This window comes from Glaciecola sp. HTCC2999 (assembly GCF_000155775.1).
GTDB lineage: Bacteria > Pseudomonadota > Gammaproteobacteria > Enterobacterales > Alteromonadaceae > Opacimonas.
In genome coordinates this window covers 206,094-224,376 of sequence record NZ_DS989810.1, presented here as the reverse complement: position 1 = coordinate 224,376, position 18,283 = coordinate 206,094, and the positions used below count along the sequence as shown (strand labels likewise).

At 39.4% G+C, this 18,283-nt stretch carries 18 protein-coding genes and 1 tRNA gene; 14 read left to right on the top strand and 5 right to left on the bottom strand.

Features of this window, described 5'->3' with window-relative positions:
* The first annotated feature begins 13 nt into the window (after nucleotides 1-13).
* From G2999_RS01065 to G2999_RS01010, 12 genes are all read left to right on the top strand, one after another.
* Nucleotides 14-385: a SirB2 family protein gene (locus G2999_RS01065; RefSeq protein ID WP_010177861.1), complete on the top strand. Its 372-nt coding sequence runs from the start codon at nucleotides 14-16 to the stop codon at nucleotides 383-385.
* Between the two features lie 20 nt (nucleotides 386-405).
* Entirely contained in the window at nucleotides 406-1,254 is an 849-nt protein-coding gene (kdsA, locus tag G2999_RS01060; RefSeq protein ID WP_010177859.1) for a 3-deoxy-8-phosphooctulonate synthase, read from the top strand.
* Between the two features lie 81 nt (nucleotides 1,255-1,335).
* Entirely contained in the window at nucleotides 1,336-2,229 is an 894-nt protein-coding gene (locus G2999_RS01055; protein ID WP_010177857.1) for a transcriptional regulator GcvA, read from the top strand.
* The gene (locus G2999_RS01050; RefSeq protein WP_010177854.1) at nucleotides 2,222-2,890 is read left to right on the top strand and encodes an alpha/beta fold hydrolase; all 669 of its coding nucleotides are present in this window, start codon (nucleotides 2,222-2,224) and stop codon (nucleotides 2,888-2,890) included. The genes G2999_RS01055 and G2999_RS01050 overlap by 8 nt, the downstream gene beginning before the upstream one ends.
* Nucleotides 2,891-2,910: 20 nt before the next feature.
* Complete coding sequence (locus tag G2999_RS11520; RefSeq protein ID WP_010177852.1) at nucleotides 2,911-3,324, top strand: DUF423 domain-containing protein; 414 nt, start codon at nucleotides 2,911-2,913, stop codon at nucleotides 3,322-3,324.
* A gap of 1 nt (nucleotide 3,325) precedes the next feature.
* Nucleotides 3,326-4,462: a 23S rRNA (cytidine(2498)-2'-O)-methyltransferase RlmM gene (gene rlmM / locus G2999_RS01040; protein ID WP_010177850.1), complete on the top strand. Its 1,137-nt coding sequence runs from the start codon at nucleotides 3,326-3,328 to the stop codon at nucleotides 4,460-4,462.
* 137 nt (nucleotides 4,463-4,599) lie between these two features.
* Nucleotides 4,600-6,687, top strand: coding sequence for an elongation factor G (gene fusA / locus G2999_RS01035; RefSeq protein WP_010177848.1), 2,088 nt, complete (start codon nucleotides 4,600-4,602; stop codon nucleotides 6,685-6,687).
* Between the two features lie 162 nt (nucleotides 6,688-6,849).
* Nucleotides 6,850-8,484 (top strand): phosphoglucomutase (alpha-D-glucose-1,6-bisphosphate-dependent), encoded by a 1,635-nt coding sequence (gene pgm / locus G2999_RS01030; protein ID WP_010177846.1) that lies wholly within the window; start codon nucleotides 6,850-6,852, stop codon nucleotides 8,482-8,484.
* A 171-nt stretch (nucleotides 8,485-8,655) separates the two neighbouring features.
* Nucleotides 8,656-11,112 (top strand): glycogen/starch/alpha-glucan phosphorylase, encoded by a 2,457-nt coding sequence (locus G2999_RS01025; protein WP_010177844.1) that lies wholly within the window; start codon nucleotides 8,656-8,658, stop codon nucleotides 11,110-11,112.
* A gap of 31 nt (nucleotides 11,113-11,143) precedes the next feature.
* Nucleotides 11,144-12,232 carry a succinylglutamate desuccinylase gene (gene astE, locus G2999_RS01020; protein ID WP_010177841.1) on the top strand — a complete coding sequence of 363 codons (1,089 nt, stop codon included), beginning with the start codon at nucleotides 11,144-11,146 and terminating at the stop codon, nucleotides 12,230-12,232.
* Complete coding sequence (locus G2999_RS01015) at nucleotides 12,225-12,641, top strand: HIT domain-containing protein (RefSeq protein ID WP_010177838.1); 417 nt, start codon at nucleotides 12,225-12,227, stop codon at nucleotides 12,639-12,641. Before astE ends, G2999_RS01015 begins: the two co-directional genes overlap by 8 nt.
* A complete protein-coding gene (locus G2999_RS01010) occupies nucleotides 12,638-12,958 on the top strand; it encodes a heavy metal-binding domain-containing protein (protein WP_010177836.1) in 321 nt (106 codons plus the stop codon). Before G2999_RS01015 ends, G2999_RS01010 begins: the two co-directional genes overlap by 4 nt.
* Before the next feature lie 88 nt (nucleotides 12,959-13,046).
* On the opposite strand, the gene G2999_RS01005 is transcribed toward G2999_RS01010, so the two are convergent.
* From G2999_RS01005 to G2999_RS00990, 4 genes are read right to left on the bottom strand one after another with little or no spacing between them, the layout of a single operon-like run.
* Entirely contained in the window at nucleotides 13,047-13,283 is a 237-nt protein-coding gene (locus tag G2999_RS01005) for a DUF2897 family protein (RefSeq protein WP_010177834.1), read from the bottom strand.
* A 36-nt stretch (nucleotides 13,284-13,319) separates the two neighbouring features.
* Nucleotides 13,320-14,003 (bottom strand): M15 family metallopeptidase, encoded by a 684-nt coding sequence (locus G2999_RS01000; RefSeq protein WP_010177832.1) that lies wholly within the window; start codon nucleotides 14,001-14,003, stop codon nucleotides 13,320-13,322.
* 5 nt (nucleotides 14,004-14,008) lie between these two features.
* On the bottom strand, nucleotides 14,009-15,142 hold the full coding sequence (gene dapE / locus G2999_RS00995) for a succinyl-diaminopimelate desuccinylase (RefSeq protein WP_010177829.1): 1,134 nt from the start codon (nucleotides 15,140-15,142) through the stop codon (nucleotides 14,009-14,011).
* 8 nt (nucleotides 15,143-15,150) lie between these two features.
* Nucleotides 15,151-15,498, bottom strand: a complete 348-nt coding sequence (locus G2999_RS00990) for an ArsC family reductase (protein WP_010177827.1) — start codon at nucleotides 15,496-15,498, stop codon at nucleotides 15,151-15,153.
* 675 nt (nucleotides 15,499-16,173) lie between these two features.
* On the opposite strand from G2999_RS00990, the gene G2999_RS00985 reads away from it, so the two are divergent.
* Both G2999_RS00985 and G2999_RS00980 read left to right on the top strand, forming a co-directional pair.
* A complete protein-coding gene (locus tag G2999_RS00985) occupies nucleotides 16,174-17,244 on the top strand; it encodes a patatin-like phospholipase family protein (protein ID WP_029257307.1) in 1,071 nt (356 codons plus the stop codon).
* A gap of 61 nt (nucleotides 17,245-17,305) precedes the next feature.
* Nucleotides 17,306-17,381 (top strand) — tRNA-Val (locus G2999_RS00980).
* 78 nt (nucleotides 17,382-17,459) lie between these two features.
* Here G2999_RS00980 and G2999_RS11515 read toward each other — a convergent pair.
* The coding region (locus G2999_RS11515; protein WP_010177822.1) for a DUF3080 family protein at nucleotides 17,460-18,283 on the bottom strand (824 nt) is incomplete at its 5' end.

The window sequence follows — 18,283 nt, the reverse complement described above, 5'->3', positions numbered from 1 at the left end:
TAGGAAATACATTATGTACGAAGGTCTTAAACATCTCCATCTAACCGCTGTAGCGTTGTCCTTATTATTTTTAACCTTACAAGTTATCGCACATATTTTTGATACGAAAATGAAAGACGCGAAATGGCTTAAAGTATTACCACATATTATTCATACTGTCTTGATTGTGACGGCAATCAGCCTGTGTGTCATTTTAGCACAATACCCATTTGTTCATGATTGGGTGACCAGTAAACTGATTGGATTAGTCGCGTATATTTTATTAGCGGTACTAGCCGTGAAGTGGGCTCGAACTAATGCCATGCGTGTGTTTGCATTTCTTGGTGCGGTAGCTTGGTTAGGCTTAACGGCGAAAGTTGCCTTTAGCAAAATGCCCTTATTTTAATTTTTATGTAGGAACTTTTCATGACGATATCAGCTTGTCAAATTGGTGATCTTAATGTGGCAAATGATGCGCCATTTGTTTTATTTGGTGGGATGAACGTGCTTGAATCACGTGATCTTGCAATGCGAATTGCCGAAGAATATCAACGGGTTACCGAAAAACTGGGTATAGGTTACGTATTCAAAGCGTCATTTGATAAAGCAAACCGTTCATCAGTAAGTTCATATCGTGGACCGGGTATGGATGAAGGTTTAAAGATTTTTGAAGAAATAAAAGCGACCTTTAATGTACCCATTATCACCGATGTGCATGAACCGTATCAAGCGCAGCCTGTTGCGGAAGTAGTCGATGTTATTCAACTACCCGCCTTTTTGGCTCGGCAAACTGATTTGGTTGTTGCGATGGCTAAAACAGGGGCTGTCATTAATGTCAAAAAGCCTCAGTTTCTTGCCGCTCACGAAATGCGTCATATCATCAATAAATTTGCCGAGGCAGGTAACGAACAAATATTACTCTGTGAACGTGGTTCGTGTTATGGCTATAATAACTTAGTTGTCGATATGCTTGCGATGGATGAAATGAAAACTCAAGCGCCAGTGATTTTTGATGCGACCCATGCGTTACAAAAACCCGGTGGTAGAGAATCATCTGCAGATGGTCGTCGTGCGCAAGCTGCACAACTTGCCCGGAGCGGAATGGCACTTGGCATAGCAGGTTTGTTTATCGAGGCCCATCCTAACCCGAACGAAGCCAAATGTGATGGCCCATGCGCTTTAGCATTAGATAAGTTAGCGCCTTATCTCACGCAAATGAAAGCGATAGACGAACTTGTTAAATCCTTCCCGCCGTTAGATACTAGCGCTTTATAACGATGCTATTTGCTCACTGCATTGGTAGTGAGCGTATTTTTTACATAGCGTTGTGACTTTATTAATTAGACGATCTTCCTTATGAAAAGAACACCTCCACTGAATGCGCTGAGAGCGTTTGAAGTTGCAGCAAGGCATCTGAGCTTTACTAAAGCCGCAGATGAACTATTTGTTACTCAAGCTGCAGTGAGTCATCAAATAAAGTTATTAGAAGAATTCTTGTCAATTAAATTGTTTTTACGTAAAAATCGTAATCTTTTGTTAACTGAAGATGGACAAGCATACTATTTTGAAATCAAAGATATTTTTCAGCACATTAATGATGCGACTGAACGATTGTTAACGCGCGGCGCAAAAGGGTCGATTACCGTTGCTATGCAACCTAGTTTTGCGGCGCAATGGTTAGTGCCACGTATTAGTCAATTCTCGGTAGCTTATCCTGATATTGATGTGCGCATCAAAGCCGTTGATTTTGATGAAGGGTTTTTGGATGAAAGTATTGATATTGCGATTTATTATGGTAGAGGTCGTTGGAGTGGATTACACAGTGAGCAATTGCATAAAGAATACTTAACTCCAGTGTGTTCACCCATGCTCTTTACATCTAATAAACCCCTAAATAGTTTGGCAGATTTGTCTGAGCATATCCTATTACATGATTCTTCACGCGAAAATTGGAAGCAGTGGTTAAAGCAATTCAATATGACTAACGTGAATGTGAATCAAGGGCCGATGTTTTCTCACTCGATGCTGGTATTACAAGCCGCTGCATTGGGGCAGGGGGTTGCTCTAGCAAATACCATGTTAGCAAAACCAGACATCGATTCAGGGCGTTTAATCTGTCCATTTTCTGAGCGTGTAGAGTCAAAAGATGGTTTTTACATTGTCAGTGAAATAGCACATCATGAACAAGAAAAAATTACCTTGTTTCGTGAGTGGCTTCTCAGTCAAGTTGAAAACGAAGATTATGTATAATATTAATTCGGAGTTAATCGAACAGCATCACCTCAAACACTACAGTAGTGAAACTCCTTCCAAAGTCCACCTATTATTCACTCATGGTGCTGGGGCAAGTACTTCCCATACATTTTTCACACAACTTATTCCTCTGTTAATCAGAAAAGGCTTCCATGTATGGACGTTTGATTTTGCTTATATGGTGCAAGTATTGTCAGAGAAAAAAAGACGACCACCACCACGCTTACCTATATTAGAAAACGAATATACTGCGTTGCTCAACTCTGTCCGTGAGATTATTGGTTCAGATCAATTATGGATTGGCGGCAAATCAATGGGAGGTAGAGTGGCTTGTCATGTCGCAAACGATGTAGCTCACATCAATCATATCGATGGCGTTATCGCGTTAGGTTATCCTTTTCATCCAGTTGGTAAACCTGAAAAGCTCAGATTAGAGGTGCTTCAAGCGAGTGTATTACCGGTTCTTATTTGCCAAGGAGATCGTGATGCTTTTGGTAATAAGTCGGAAATATATACTTATACCATTCCTGCTAATATTCATCTCAAATATATGATGGATGGGGATCATAGTTTTACCCCACGAAAATCATCAGGTCGTGATATCATTGATAATCTAAACGAGGTTGCAGAAGCAATCGCCTTATTTGTTGCAACATAACTTTTTCCTAGAGTCCCCATATGAGTTCATATTTACGCTTATCGCTAAGTTTAACAGCTTTATGTGTGTTGATAGCCGGTGTTGGTGTTGGATTGCAGGCTGCCTTGGCACATATGAGTCATTTCACAGAACAAGCCCTTCGTTCCCTAAATTTTGCGTTAACCGTACAGCAATATCACGTGTTAGTGGTTATGGGGTTAGGTGCACTGAGCTACGTATCACGAGAACGTCTATTAGAACGTTGGATTCTTATCATACAAGCATTGTTTATAGTTGGTATTAGCTTATTCAGTGGTACTATTTTTTTGAAGTACCTTGCTTCGTTTAGCGCACTATCATTTTTAACTATGTATGGTGGTTTAATATTGATTGGCACATGGGTGTTAATGAGCTTATTAGTATTAATCAAATGTATAAAAGGCGAGGCTCATTAATATGACTATTTCATCCCCTCAACATCATGTGATTGAGTTTAATTTATCTCTTTGTGGTCTATTATGCTATTGCCGCAGCGGTTATGAAGCAAATATGGCTCAAGAGATTGAGGCTATTTGCGCGCTCCATCAAATTTTTGGTTTTGCCAAAGTCTTACCACACACGGGGTTTGTTTATTTTGCATTTTATTCCCCAGAAAATATTCAGCGCGTTAATGAGGCTGTTCGTTTTGATGAGTTAATGTTTGCCCGACAAATGATTGGGGTGTTTGCTCATATTCCTAATCTAAACCGCAATGACCGTTTAACCCAGATTCATGAAGCTTGCGATACTCATTTATCGAAAGAATTTATGGCGCAAACCGCTGTAGTAGAATCGGCGGACACAGAAGATGGTAAAGAGTTAGCAAAGTTTTGTCGTAAATTTAGTGTCCCATTTCGTCAACATTTACGTTCACATCAATGGCTGGTGCAACGTAAGACTAAGCAAGCATTAGTTGGTATGACCTTACATGCTTTTTTTGAGCATGGTAGCTGTATTCATTTAGGAGTGAGTTTACCTGGCAATCGCAGTGTTCATGAAAACGGTATATATCGATTAAAGTTTCCTAGTGATGCGCCATCTCGCTCAACGTTAAAACTTGAAGAAGCGATTCAAACATTTATTCCTAAAGCTGAACAGCAGCATTATTTTAATGGTGATGTAAGTGCTGTCGATTTAGGAGCTTGTCCAGGTGGATGGACTTATCAGTTAGTTAGTCGTGGCGTTCAGGTAGAAGCAATTGATAATGGTGCAATGGACGATAAACTAATGGCGACAGGCTTAGTAGACTACTTCGCTGCGGATGGTTTTAAATACCAACCCCAATACGGAAAAGTGAACTGGTTAGTATGTGACATGATTGAACAACCAGATCGTGTTGCTCAGCTCATGACACAATGGTTAGTTAAGGGGTGGGCACAACATGCGATCTTTAATCTTAAGTTGCCTATGAAACAACGCTTTGTTGCAATGAATGAAGCCAAAACTAATATTATTTCACAATTAAAAGCGGCAGGAATTAATTTTTCTTGGCAAGCAAAGCATCTTTATCATAACCGTGATGAAGTTACCGTATGTATTTTAAGAAATGACTAAAAAGTGATAATTTTTTTACTAATTAAAGACTTTTTTGCAGTTTATTTATGAATATACTAAAAAAAGGTATCAAAAGACCCCCAAGATCCTATATAATCCGCCCGATTTTTTTATGAACAAATTAAATAAGTGGAACTATGTCTGATTTAGCACACTACAGAAATATTGGTATTTTCGCCCACGTTGACGCGGGTAAAACGACCACAACAGAACGTATCTTAAAATTAACCGGTAAAATCCATAAGTCTGGTGAAGTTCACGATGGTGAAGCGACAACCGATTTCATGGAACAAGAAGCTGAGCGCGGTATTACTATCCAGTCTGCTGCGACGACATGTTTCTGGAAAGACCATCGCATGAACATCATCGATACTCCTGGACACGTTGACTTCACTGTTGAAGTTTATCGTTCATTGAAAGTACTTGATGGTGGTGTTGGTGTATTCTGTGGTTCAGGCGGTGTTGAGCCACAATCTGAAACTAACTGGCGTTATGCTAACGAATCTGAAGTTGCTCGTGTTATCTTCGTTAACAAACTTGACCGTATGGGTGCAGATTTTTACCGTGTTGTTGGCCAAGTTAAAAACGTACTTGCTGCTAACCCACTAGTCATGACATTACCAATCGGTATCGAAGATGATTTTGTTGGTGTTGTGGACGTACTTGAGAAGAAAGCATACATCTGGGATGACACTGGTCTTCCTGAAAACTACGAAATCACTGATGTCCCAGCGGATATGGTCGATAAAGTAGAAGAGTATCATGAGATGTTAATCGAAACTGCTGTTGAGCAAGACGATGACCTAATGATGGCTTACATGGACGGTGAAATGCCGACTATCGAACAAATCAAACATTGTATCCGTGAAGGTACTCGTAAACTTGATTTCTTCCCTACTTATTGTGGTTCGGCATTCAAAAACAAAGGTGTTCAAAACGTACTTGACGCGGTTGTTGATTATTTACCAAGCCCAACAGAAGTTGATCCTCAGCCACTAACTGACCCTGAAACTGGTGAACCGACCGGTGAAGTTGCGTTAGTTGACGTGAATGAGCCATTACGTGCATTAGCATTTAAAATTATGGATGACCGTTTCGGTGCATTAACCTTCATTCGTATCTACTCAGGTACATTAAATAAAGGTGACACTATCCTTAATTCTGCTACTGGCAAAACTGAGCGTATCGGCCGTATGGTTGAAATGCACGCCGATGACCGTACTGAAATATCCACAGCACGTGCCGGTGACATCATCGCTGTTGTAGGCATGAAGAACGTACAAACAGGTCACACATTATGTGATCCTAAGCACGAATGTACTCTAGAGCCAATGATTTTCCCTGAGCCAGTAATCTCTATCGCAGTATCTCCTAAAGATAAAGGTTCTACTGAGAAGATGGGTATCGCGATTGGTAAAATGGTTGCAGAAGATCCTTCTTTCCAAGTTGAAACTGATGAAGATTCAGGTGAAACCATCCTTAAAGGTATGGGTGAATTACACTTAGACATCAAGGTAGATATCTTGAAGCGTACTTATGGCGTAGAGCTAGAAGTAGGTCAACCTCAAGTAGCATATCGTGAAACGATCACTGCGGATGTTGAAGATTCTTACACGCACAAGAAACAATCTGGTGGTTCTGGTCAGTTCGGTAAAATTGATTACCGCATCCGTCCTGGTGAAGCAAACTCTGGTTTCACGTTCAAATCAACGGTTGTTGGCGGTAACGTACCTAAAGAATTCTTCCCAGCCATCGAAAAAGGCTTTAAGTCAATGATGGATGAAGGTGTACTTGCCGGCTACCCAGTGCTTGACGTTGAAGTTGAATTATTTGACGGTGGTTTCCACGCAGTCGATTCATCAGCAGTAGCATTCGAAATCGCAGCGAAAGGTGCGTTCCGTCAGTCTATTCCTAAAGCATCTCCACAACTGATTGAGCCAATCATGAAAGTTGACGTATTTACACCTGATGATCACGTTGGTGATGTTATCGGTGATCTTAACCGTCGTCGTGGTATGATTAAAGACCAAGAAGCTGGCGTAACTGGTGTACGCATTAAAGCAGACGTACCATTATCAGAAATGTTTGGTTACATTGGTCAATTACGTACAATGACGTCTGGTCGTGGTCAGTTCTCTATGGAGTTCTCACACTACAACCAGTGTCCTGCAAATGTTGCAGAAGGCGTAATGGAAGAAGCTCGCGCACGTAAAGCTGCTAAGTAATTAGTTAGTTTTATCGCATTGCTTTAAGAGCCCACTCCTTGAGTGGGTTTTTTATTGCCTATGATTTAATGATTTTATGTCCTAAATATGAGATGAAAAATCGTTGAATAATGCTTACAATAAATTGAACTTATATTTAATAAATACCAAAAGGATGTGTCAATGGCGCTACATGAACGTGCAGGTCAAATTGCTCAACAATCTGATTTAATTAATGTTGCGAAACTCATATCGGACTATTACACCTTAACCCCTGATGTAAATATCCCAGAGCAAGCTGTCACGTTTGGCACATCTGGTCATCGCGGTTGTGCATTCAATCGTTCATTTAATGAGGCGCATATAGCTGCTATTGCGCAAGCACTGGCTGAATATCGTCATGCTGAGAATATTACCGGTCCTTGTTATGTAGGGATGGATACTCACGCATTATCGGAGGCAGCTTTAACAACGACAATCCAAGTATTATGTGCTAACGGCATTCATGTTGTGATTCAAGCAGATCGTGATTACACACCTACACCTGTCATTTCTCATGCTATCTTGAGTTATAACGCGACTCATTCTGATCAAGCCGACGGTGTTGTTATTACACCTTCACATAACCCACCACAAGACGGTGGTTTTAAATATAATGCGATTCATGGCGGTCCAGCTGACACGGATGCGACAAGTGCGATCCAGGCTCGTGCCAATGAAATTTTATTGACAGGTAGTACCGCTGTTAATCGATTAACTATCGATGCCGCTTTTGACAGTGAATATTTAACTGAAGTTGATTTTGCTCCAGCTTACATTAATGATTTAGCCAACGTTATCGATATGCAAGCCATTGCTAAAAGTAAGATTAAAATAGGTGCTGATCCTTTAGGTGGTGCAGGTACGCGTTATTGGTCGATGATTGCACAGCAATATAATTTAGATATAGAAGTTGTCAATCATGCAATTGACCAACGATTTAGTTTCATGTCATTGGATAAAGATGGTCAAATTCGTATGGATTGCTCATCACCTTATGCGATGGCAGGTTTGCTCGCCCATAAGGACAAGTTTGCGCTCGCTTTTGGTAATGATGCTGATTTTGATCGACATGGCATTGTGACACCTCTAGGTTTAATGAACCCTAATCATTATTTAGCAGTCGCGATTGATTATGTGCTTAATTACCGTCCTCAGTGGTTACCAAGCTTACAAATAGGTAAAACGTTAGTATCTAGTTCGATGATAGATCGTGTTGTGAAGGATAATGGCCGTGAACTTGCAGAAATGCCTGTAGGCTTCAAATGGTTTGTCCAAGGGTTATTGAACCAATGTATTGGCTTTGCTGGTGAAGAAAGTGCTGGCGGGATCTTTTTACGTTTAAACGGTACACCGTGGGCGACGGATAAAGATGGTTTTATTTTATGTTTACTAGCCGCCGAAATGACTGCGGTGACAGGGGTTGATCCTGCCCAACGTTATCTTCAACTCACCGAGAAATTTGGTACACCACATTACAAGCGTATAGATGTGGCAACCACTTTGCCCCAAAAACAAGCGTTATCAAAAATTACTGCTGATGCGGTAATCGCCGATAGGATTGCTGGTGAGTTAATTATAAATAAACAGACGCATGCCCCAGGTAATGGCGCGGCAATAGGCGGTTTAAAAGTATCCACTGAAAATGGTTGGTTTGCTGCACGGCCATCTGGTACTGAAAATGTGTATAAAATTTATGCAGAGAGTTTCATCTCGACAGCACATTTAGATGCATTATTACATGATGCTCAAGCATTAGTTGATGGTGTTATCAGCTAAAGTTAACTGAAATTCAGTTAAAATGTTAAATAAATGTAAAATATAGTGTAAATGCATACGAATTCAGTCTCTTTTATCTATTTTTAACATTTATTTAACATAAAGTTCCCTCCAGGCTTGCTATATTAAGTAAAGTTATCTTTATCCTTACTTTTATCTAGAGAATTTTATATGTCATCGACAAACCCTATTTTATCTAAACAACAATTTAAAGACGCTGTTGTCCGTCATCTTCATAGCACCTTGGGAACTGATGAAAATAAAGCCGATAACCATGCTTGGTGGAAAGCTACCAGTGCAGCAATGCAAGAGCTGGTATTAGAAGGTCTTCGCAAAACCCAAAAAACCCATTATCTTAATGACACCCGGGCGGTACATTATTTTTCTGCAGAGTTTTTAATGGGCCGATTATTATCTAATAATATGCATAATTTCGGTGTTTTTGAACAAGCCCAAGACGCATTAAAAGAATTAGGCGTGAATTTGACCGATGTGTTAGAAGAAGAACCTGATATGGCACTGGGTAATGGTGGGCTAGGGCGGTTAGCTGCCTGTTACATTGATTCATTAGCTACGTTGGAAATGCCTGCAATCGGCTATGGTTTACATTATGAACATGGTTTATTTCGCCAAGAAATCCGAAATGGGGAGCAAATTGAACGTCCAGATAGTTGGCGTGATTATGGCAACCCATGGGAAATGTGTCGTCCGGAATCTATACAAGAAATTCCACTTTATGGCTATGTGGAAACCAAATATGGTGAAAATGGTGCGATTCAAAAAGAATGGCATCCAAACATGATTGTTAAAGGTGTGCCTTGGGATATCCCGGTGGTAGGGTATGAAGGTAAAACCGTTAACGTGTTACGTCTATGGCAATCTGAAGCGTCTGATTATTTTAATTGGGATGTATTCAATGCTGGCGGGTATGTCGATGCTCAACGCGAAAATGTTCAAGCTGAAACTATTTCAAAAGTGTTATACCCGAATGATGAAACTGAAGCAGGGAAAGAGCTTCGTCTAATCCAACAATATTTTTTCTGTGCCTGTTCGCTTAAAGATATCATTCGTCGTTACAAGCGTGCCCATGGTCATGATTGGAGTCGATTCGTTGAACAAGTCGTTATTCAATTAAATGATACTCACCCAGCCATTGCCATCCCTGAGTTGATGCGTATTTTAGTTGATCGAGCAGAACTTGATTGGGATAGTGCTTGGGATATCAGTTCGAAAGTATTTGCATACACGAATCATACGTTATTACCTGAAGCTTTAGAAAAGTGGCCAGTACGTATGATTGAGAAGATTTTACCGCGTCATATTGAAATTATTTATGAAATAAATCACCGCTTCTTAGCTGAGGTGGAACGTGTTTGGCCTGGTGATAATGCAATGAAAGCTAAACTATCTATCATTGAAGAAGCTGATGAAAAGATGGTTCGTATGGGTAATTTATCTGTTATTGGCTCATTTGCTGTTAATGGTGTTGCAGAAATCCATTCTAAACTTGTTAAAGAAAACTTATTCCCTGAGTTTGAAACTATTTGGCCAGGTAAATTAACGAATGTCACTAACGGTATTACACCAAGACGTTGGTTAAAAGCATGTAACCCTGAATTATCAGCCTTGATTGATAAAAAAGTAGGGACTGACTGGCCTTTAAAACTCGATAAACTAACAGGCTTAGCGAAACATGCTGAGAATAAAACCTTTCAAAAACAATTCATGAAAGTTAAACAAGCGAATAAAAAGTTACTCGCACAAGAAATCAAAGCATTAACGGGTATTGATGTTGATACTAAGGCAATTTTTGATATTCAAATTAAACGATTACATGAATATAAGCGTCAACATTTAAACTTATTACATATCTTAGCCCTGTATCGTCGTCTACTAGAAAACCCGAGTTATGATATGCATCCACGGGTGTTCATATTTGGTGCCAAAGCAGCTCCGGGTTATAAATTAGCGAAAGATATTATTTATGCTATTAATGCTGTTGCGGAAAAGATTAATCATGATCCTCGTGTAAATCATAAGTTGAAAGTGGTATTTTTACCTAACTATCGCGTATCCCTTGCTGAGAAAATGATCCCTGCAGCTGATGTATCTGAGCAAATATCAACAGCGGGTAAAGAAGCTTCAGGTACAGGTAATATGAAGTTATCGCTTAATGGTGCGTTGACCATAGGGACACTAGATGGAGCGAACATTGAAATAGCTGAAGAAGTAGGTGATGAGAATATCTTTATCTTTGGTTTAACAGTAGATGAAGTGTATGCATTACAGGCACAAGGTTATAACCCTTATGATTATTATTATAATAATCCAGAATTAAAAGCGGTTATCGATTGGTTAGATACGGATTACTTTACTCCGGGTAAACCTGGTGCATTATCTTCGATTAAATACAGTTTGTTAGACGGTGGTGATCCATATCTTTGTTTAGCCGATTATGATAGTTACAGTAAAGCACATGAACGTGTGGATGCTGCATATCGTGATCAAAGTGACTGGGCTCGTATGGCCATTTTAAATACAGCCAATATGGGTAAATTCACTTCTGACCGTTCTATTCAAGATTATGTGGAACGTATTTGGCAACTAGAAAAGTGTAGCGTAAAATAACATTTATTAAATTAAACGTTAAGGTCTATGCATGAGTGATTTTTCGGTTGAACGAAAACACTTTTTATCTTACTCCAGACAAGCACCTGAACAGTTTCAACAACCTCAGGTGTTTAGTCTGACAAATGGTACTCAGGTGCATGTCCATGCACCTGGCATTATTGAGTTTATCCCGGTTTGTTATCGCCAAGGCGCTGGTCGGCATGTACTATATTCATGTGGTGTACACGGTAATGAGACAGCACCCATTGAAATCTGTGATGAGATCGTCGAAGCAATATTGAGTAAAACTGTTGTTATCAATACCCGTTTGATGGTGCAGTTTGCTAATTTACCTGCGATGGATATCGCTGAACGGTTTGTGCAAGAGAACATGAACCGTTTATTCACAGGTGCTCATGAACCTCAAACGAATGATGAGCGAAAACGTGCGCAGCAACTTGAGTTTTACACCCAAACTTTTTTTGCTAACGCTAACGACAAGTCACATTGTTTTCACTACGATTTACATACCGCGATTCGCGATTCGGCTTATCCTCGGTTTGCAGTGTATCCTTTTAAACATGGAAACAAGTATTCATTTTCACAGCTGGAATGGTTAGCGCAAGCTGGCATTGATGCTGTATTATTATCTGAATCGCCGACGACGACATACTCTTATTTTTCATCGCGTGATTGTGGGGTCCATAGTTTTACTGTTGAATTAGGTAAAGTGAAACCATTTGGTGAGAATAATATGGCTGATTTTTCATTAGCTCGCTCAGCATTGTTTCGTTTAATCCTTCCGCTTGACCAAGCCCAGCCTTTTGCCGAAGAAGTTAGCGAACAAAGAGCTAAACAACCTAATCTCCCTGTATTGTTTCGCATCAATCAATCAATTATTCGTAGCGAACAACATTTTTCGTTACATTTTTCAGATGACACTCCAAATTTCACATCGTTTAATCAGGGCGAAGTTTTAGCAAGTGAATGTAATGAACAAGGCCAGACTATAAACGAATTTATTGCTCAGCAAGATGATGAGGCTATTGTATTTCCTAATGCGAAAGTGGCCATCGGACAGCGAGCTCTTTTAACCGTTGTACCTGTGACTATAAAGGATTTAACTATCGATGTTTAAACTTGATGTACGTTTACAATCCGATACATTTTTAATCGCACATTTGCCGTTATCTGATTTATTATTAATGAACGATAAGCAATACCCGTGGTGTATTTTGGTACCACGTGTAAATGATATCTCAGAACTGCATGAATTAACTGACAGCCAACAGGCGTTATTTAATATTGAGTCGAATGTGTTAAGCAGATTATTGATGGATATCTATCAACCTACAACGCTAAATGTAGCTGCGTTAGGTAATGTGGTCAGGCAGTTACATATTCATCATGTAGCACGTTTTGAACATGATATTGCTTGGCCAAAGCCCATATGGGGACAACGTGAGCCATTAGCTTATAATCAGAGCGAAGCTCATGATGTGATCTTAACTATCAAACATCATTCATTATTACAGGATATAATATGATTTTAACGACGACACCGACAGTTGAAGGAAAAGAAATTGGCCAATACCACGGAATTGTGGTGGGTGAAGCCATTACCGGCGCTAATTTTGTTAAAGATATTTTTGCATCGGTGCGAGACTTAGTCGGTGGTCGCTCTGGCGCATACGAAAATGAATTAAATAATGCCCGTAAAATTGCTTTTCAAGAATTAGAAGAAGATGCTCGAGTTATTGGTGCTGATGCTGTCGTAGGTATTGATATTGATTATGAAGTACTAGGGCAATCTAATGGTATGTTTTTAGTCAGCATTAGCGGTACTGCAGTATCTTTTAAATAAACCTGACGTTAAAAGTAACCATGAAGCGCAATGTCTAAGAAGATGGCGTTCTCTGCACGGCTATAATTAAAATAGTATGACCAAGCGGTTACCACTTTTCTTGTTCGTCTTCTTTGTCATAGTCATTTTCATAGCCTGTACTTTTAGCCTGACTTTGAGATGGGTTTTTCTCCTTATTTTTTGCTAAATGTGCCGCCTCTGCCGCTTTTCTAGCCTTATAGGAATCAGGTAAATCAAAGCGTTTTGATTTTTGTAATGTAATAATATTCGATGCAATAAATGCGAGTGCCGCAAAGATTACAATAATTAATAACGTGGTGGACATCATTATCGCCTAATGTATGAGAGTGCTTTATCGATATTATTGATAATAACGCTCAAAAATAGTGGGTAAGTGCATCAGCACAGTTTCTTTTCCTGCAATATCGCTATTTTGTATCGTGGTAATGAGTAATTCCAGTGTCAAATAAGGCTGTAGTTTATGCGCCAATGGTGTGTAACTATAATGCCATGGTTCAACGCCAATACCCCCATTATCATGCGCATAGGGTTGCTCAAAACCAAAATGACTAGCGTTGGCTTTCAGCCATGTCGTTAATTCGCCACATATCCCATCAGGCTCATATTCACTGGCAACGAGCTTAAGGGGATGATTGATTTTCAGTATACTTTGCCGATCAACCACATCAAAATCCGTACCCCAGTGGTGTCTAGATGTACCAGGTAATGCAGACCACCGTAAAATAGCATGAAGTTTTTCTTCATTACTCAGTGTACCTGGATTAATTACTGCATCGTTATTATCTAGGATCGGTAATTGACCATGCCATTTACGATCCCAAATTGATTGTTGCTGAGCAAAGCTTCGGTAACTACTGAGTATTTGGCAATCCACACCGTCTAATGCCGCAGCACGTTGCATGGTTAAAAAAGCTTGAGCTGCCTCAAATTGTAGATAGTGGCGATCTGAACCATTATTAGGATCTATTGTGCCAATATTGATCACATGATCCTGGGTTATGCCACACACTATCACTGTATTCATGTTGTTTATTCTGCCGTGAGTGTGTTGACTAAAATATGGTAATACATTTGAGCCAATGTTTCTAAATCAGATGCTTTCACACGTTCATCAATTTGGTGGATAGTCGCATTAATAGGGCCTAGTTCAATGACTTGAGCACCTGTTGGCGCAATAAAACGACCATCGGATGTCCCACCGGCAGTAGAGAGTTCAGTATCAATGCCTGACACTTCCTTGATTGCGGTTACTGTCGCATCAACCAATGTGCCTGAATCGGTTAGAAATGGTAAACCATTAAAAGTCCAATTAATGTCATAATCTAAATGATGCTTATCTAAAATTTCAATGACACGGGATTGAAGACTAGCAAACGTTTGCTCGGTACAAAAACGGAAATTAAAGCAAATATGGCACTCACCAGGGATCACATTTCCTGCGCCAGTTCCGGCATGAATATTGGATACTTGGAAGGTGCTTGCTGGAAAAGCATCATTCCCTTCATCCCACTGAGTGTTGCTTAATTCATCCAGGGCAGCAGCCACATCATGAATCGGATTTTTAGCTAAATGAGGATAGGCGACATGGCCTTGCTTACCTTTAACAACTAAATCACCTGTCAATGAACCTCGACGTCCATACTTCACAACATCGCCCACAACTGAAGTGCTAGAAGGTTCACCCACGACACAATAATCAATTTTCTCATTTCGAGCTTCTAATGTATCAATGACTTTGGTGGTGCCGTTGATAAATGGTCCTTCTTCATCAGATGTAATGAGATATGCAATTGACCCTTTATGATTAGGGTAATCAGTGACAAATTGTTCAGTGGCAATGACCATAGCGGCTAAACTACCTTTCATATCGGCTGCCCCGCGGCCCCATATATAACCATCGTGAATTTCAGCACCAAAGGGGGGATGTTGCCACTTTTCTTCAGGTCCGGTAGGCACAACATCAGTATGACCAGCGAAACAAAACACGGGACTTTCAGTCCCTTTACGTGCCCACATATTCGTAGTGTCGTGGAATACCATCGTTTCAATACTAAACCCAAGCGGCTCAAGCCGCTTGGCCATCATTGGCTGACAGGCTTTGTCTTCAGGTGTAACGGATGGCTCTTGAATAAGTGCTTGGCAAAAAGTAATGACATCTTTCATATGTATGCTTATTTAATTAATAATTGGTGATACCGATCGGCTTTGAAACCAAATTCAATCAGTGTATCTTGGATGAGTAATGGCCGTTTTATCATGGCTGGTTGTGTGAGTAATAACGGGACTATGGTGTCGCTATTCAAGTTTTGTTTTTGTTCATCACTGAGCTGACGGTAAGTAGTGCCGCGTTTATTGACTAATACATTGATATCAACTTGTTGGACAAGGGCTGATAACCAAGCTTCATCAATTCCATCTTTTCGGTAATCATGAAACGTAAAATCAATATTGTGGTCTGTTAGCCAAGCCATCGCTTTTTTCATTGTATCGCAATTTTTTATCCCATATACCGTTAACATAATTCTAGTTCTTAAGTGACTTCACAAGATGATGATAATACTAGCAGAAAAAAAGGGTAAAATAACGCGGGATTAGGACCTTTTTGATAACAATTCATCAGTAATCATATTTGATATGTGGATGTAAATGATAATCTCATTTGACACTCATTGTATTAATGAATTAGGTCATATTAGTTATCCACTAAATCTGTGGATAACTTTGTGGACACAAAAATTTTATATCTGTCGATCAGGGGAATAATCAATGATGTCATTGGTTTGTATAATTTTTGCGCTCAAAACTTTGTTGACACACAGGATTTTCACAAAACTAGTCTATTTTACTAGCATGAATGTTTAAATTATATACTTTAGAATAGTTTGTGATTTTTTAGGATGCTTACTTTTACTGGTGTTGATTGGTTTTTTGTGGACACTGCGGCTTATGATATTCAAATTTTTTAGTTTCTTTCAAGTAGATATTTTATCTTTTTATTTGGCGTTACATTCACCCAATATATTACCGGTATTGAAGATTGCATAATTGATTAAAAATTAATTCAGACACACATTCACGATGGATGAATTGTGTGGATAGTAATTATTTTTTTATAAAAAGTTTGATCTTTTTTACTGTAAAATGACAACATAACTTTTGAAATTTTATATAATTAAAGCAATGACTTCTAGAGTATACCGATGTTAGATATATATGCAGGTGCGTCAGCGCTAAACAAAATTAAGGCTCATGGTTTATCACCTGCACTATTTGATACGATATTAGGTGCATCAGGTGGGCCAAAATGGTTTGTATTAGCCGGTTTAGATCGTATTCTTATTCCTGAATTCTTTGCATCAACATCACATGAATTGAATGTTGTGGGAAGTTCAGCGGGTGCGTTTAGAGCCGCATGTATGGCTCAGTCGGATCCTCGTGCTGCTATCGACCGTTTAGCGCACTATTACTCTCATACCGTTTATGATGGCAAACCCACTCCCAAAGATATTACCCAATCGGTGATTGATATAATGGATAGTATGATGGGAGAGAATGGAATTGATGAAATTATTAATAACCCCAGAGTGAAAGCACATTTTATTGTTGCTCGTGCAAAAGGATTTAATCGATATGAATCTAAATGCCTTCAAATACCCGGTCTAGCATTATCTGCAGGTCTGAATTATGGGTCTCGTCGTTTTCTTAAGCGTTCATTTGACCGCGTCGTTTTTTCTACCTCACCGCTTGAAATTCTTTGTCCATATGCTTTACCTTCTGACTATCAAACATTAACTAAAGCTAACTTGATTCAAGCATTGACTGCATCCGGTTCAATTCCTGCCATAATGGAAGGTGTTAAAGATATTGTCGGTGCACCCAAAGGTATGTATCGAGATGGTGGGGTAGTGGATTATCATTTTGATATGCAGTTCAAGCATCATCAATATAATGATAAGTTAATTTTATATCCCCATTTTTATGCCAAGCCAAGTCCTGGTTGGTTTGATAAGTCAATTAAATCTCGTACTCCTCATATCAACAGTTATGATAATGTCGTGATGCTTGTACCTAGCCGTCAATTTGTGAATAGCCTACCATACAGCAAAATACCTGATCGTACCGATTTTGAAACGATGGATGCCAGTACCCGAATCGCATATTGGACAGAGGTACTTAAACAAACTGACAAGTTAGGAGATACATTTTTAGAGATGGCTTCAGATCCTAATATTAGTCAGCGGATTAAACCTTTTGTTTTTTCATAAAAAGCCTTTGACACACGGATCTTAATCCGTATAATTCACGCCACTTCCAAGAAGTACCCGTCGAATCGTAGCTCAGGCGGGAGAGCGCCTCGTTGACATCGAGGAGGTCGGCAGTTCGATCCTGCCCGATTCGACCATTTCTATATATCTATTTCTCCCTTTTATTCTAAATTAAAATCAGCAGTCATTTTGTCATTACAGACAAACAGTTCCATTTATTGCACAGAGGGTTGTAAACCACATCGATTTAACAGTGTTTGAAGTTCACTGACATGCGCGGCAAACTTCTGCTTATAAGTGTCATAAATATCCATTTCATTTTGGATAAATGCTTTCATTGCTGAGTTGATATGTTTATCTTCCACTAGCTGTGTCAATAATGGCAATAACACCTGTGCGTATCGATTAGTACTACTGGCAATGGGTTGCAGTTCTTGAATGAAAAATTGGCTCATTACATTTTTAAAAATACTTATTTGTTTTTTATCATGAGCGGTTGCACAAATAAAATCACTATTATGGTCTTTTAGAAGCGCATTAACATGTGTTAATCCAGTCATTAAGTATCGAGTCGTACGAAAAAGCCGAGCTGGTAATCTGAACTGTTCTATGTGTGCTAAGTGGCGCTCAATCTCGGAATGAGTAATAGATTTGCCTATTTTTATATTATGTAAATATTGTAATGCCTGTGTCGTTTCAATAAATCCATCGGTTTCGTCACCTTGAACAAAACGTTGATCAAAACTTAAACCAAGGCGAATACTGTCACTATTTTGTATAAGGTTAGCCCATGTCATTGGGAAGTTTAGACGCTTTTGAATTAACGCATTTTCTAAACCAGATTTAACAGTATTATGTTCACTTTCGTCAACATCGTGTTCAATAAGCGCAATACAATTTTGCAAAGTATCGCGAAGCTGCGCTTCATAAACAATACGTCGAGAAGGGTATTCAACTTTACCCAATGCGGTGTTGCGTTGTGCAATTAACGGCGCCAATTCACAGCCATTGATGGCATAGAAGTCACGTAATGGGATTG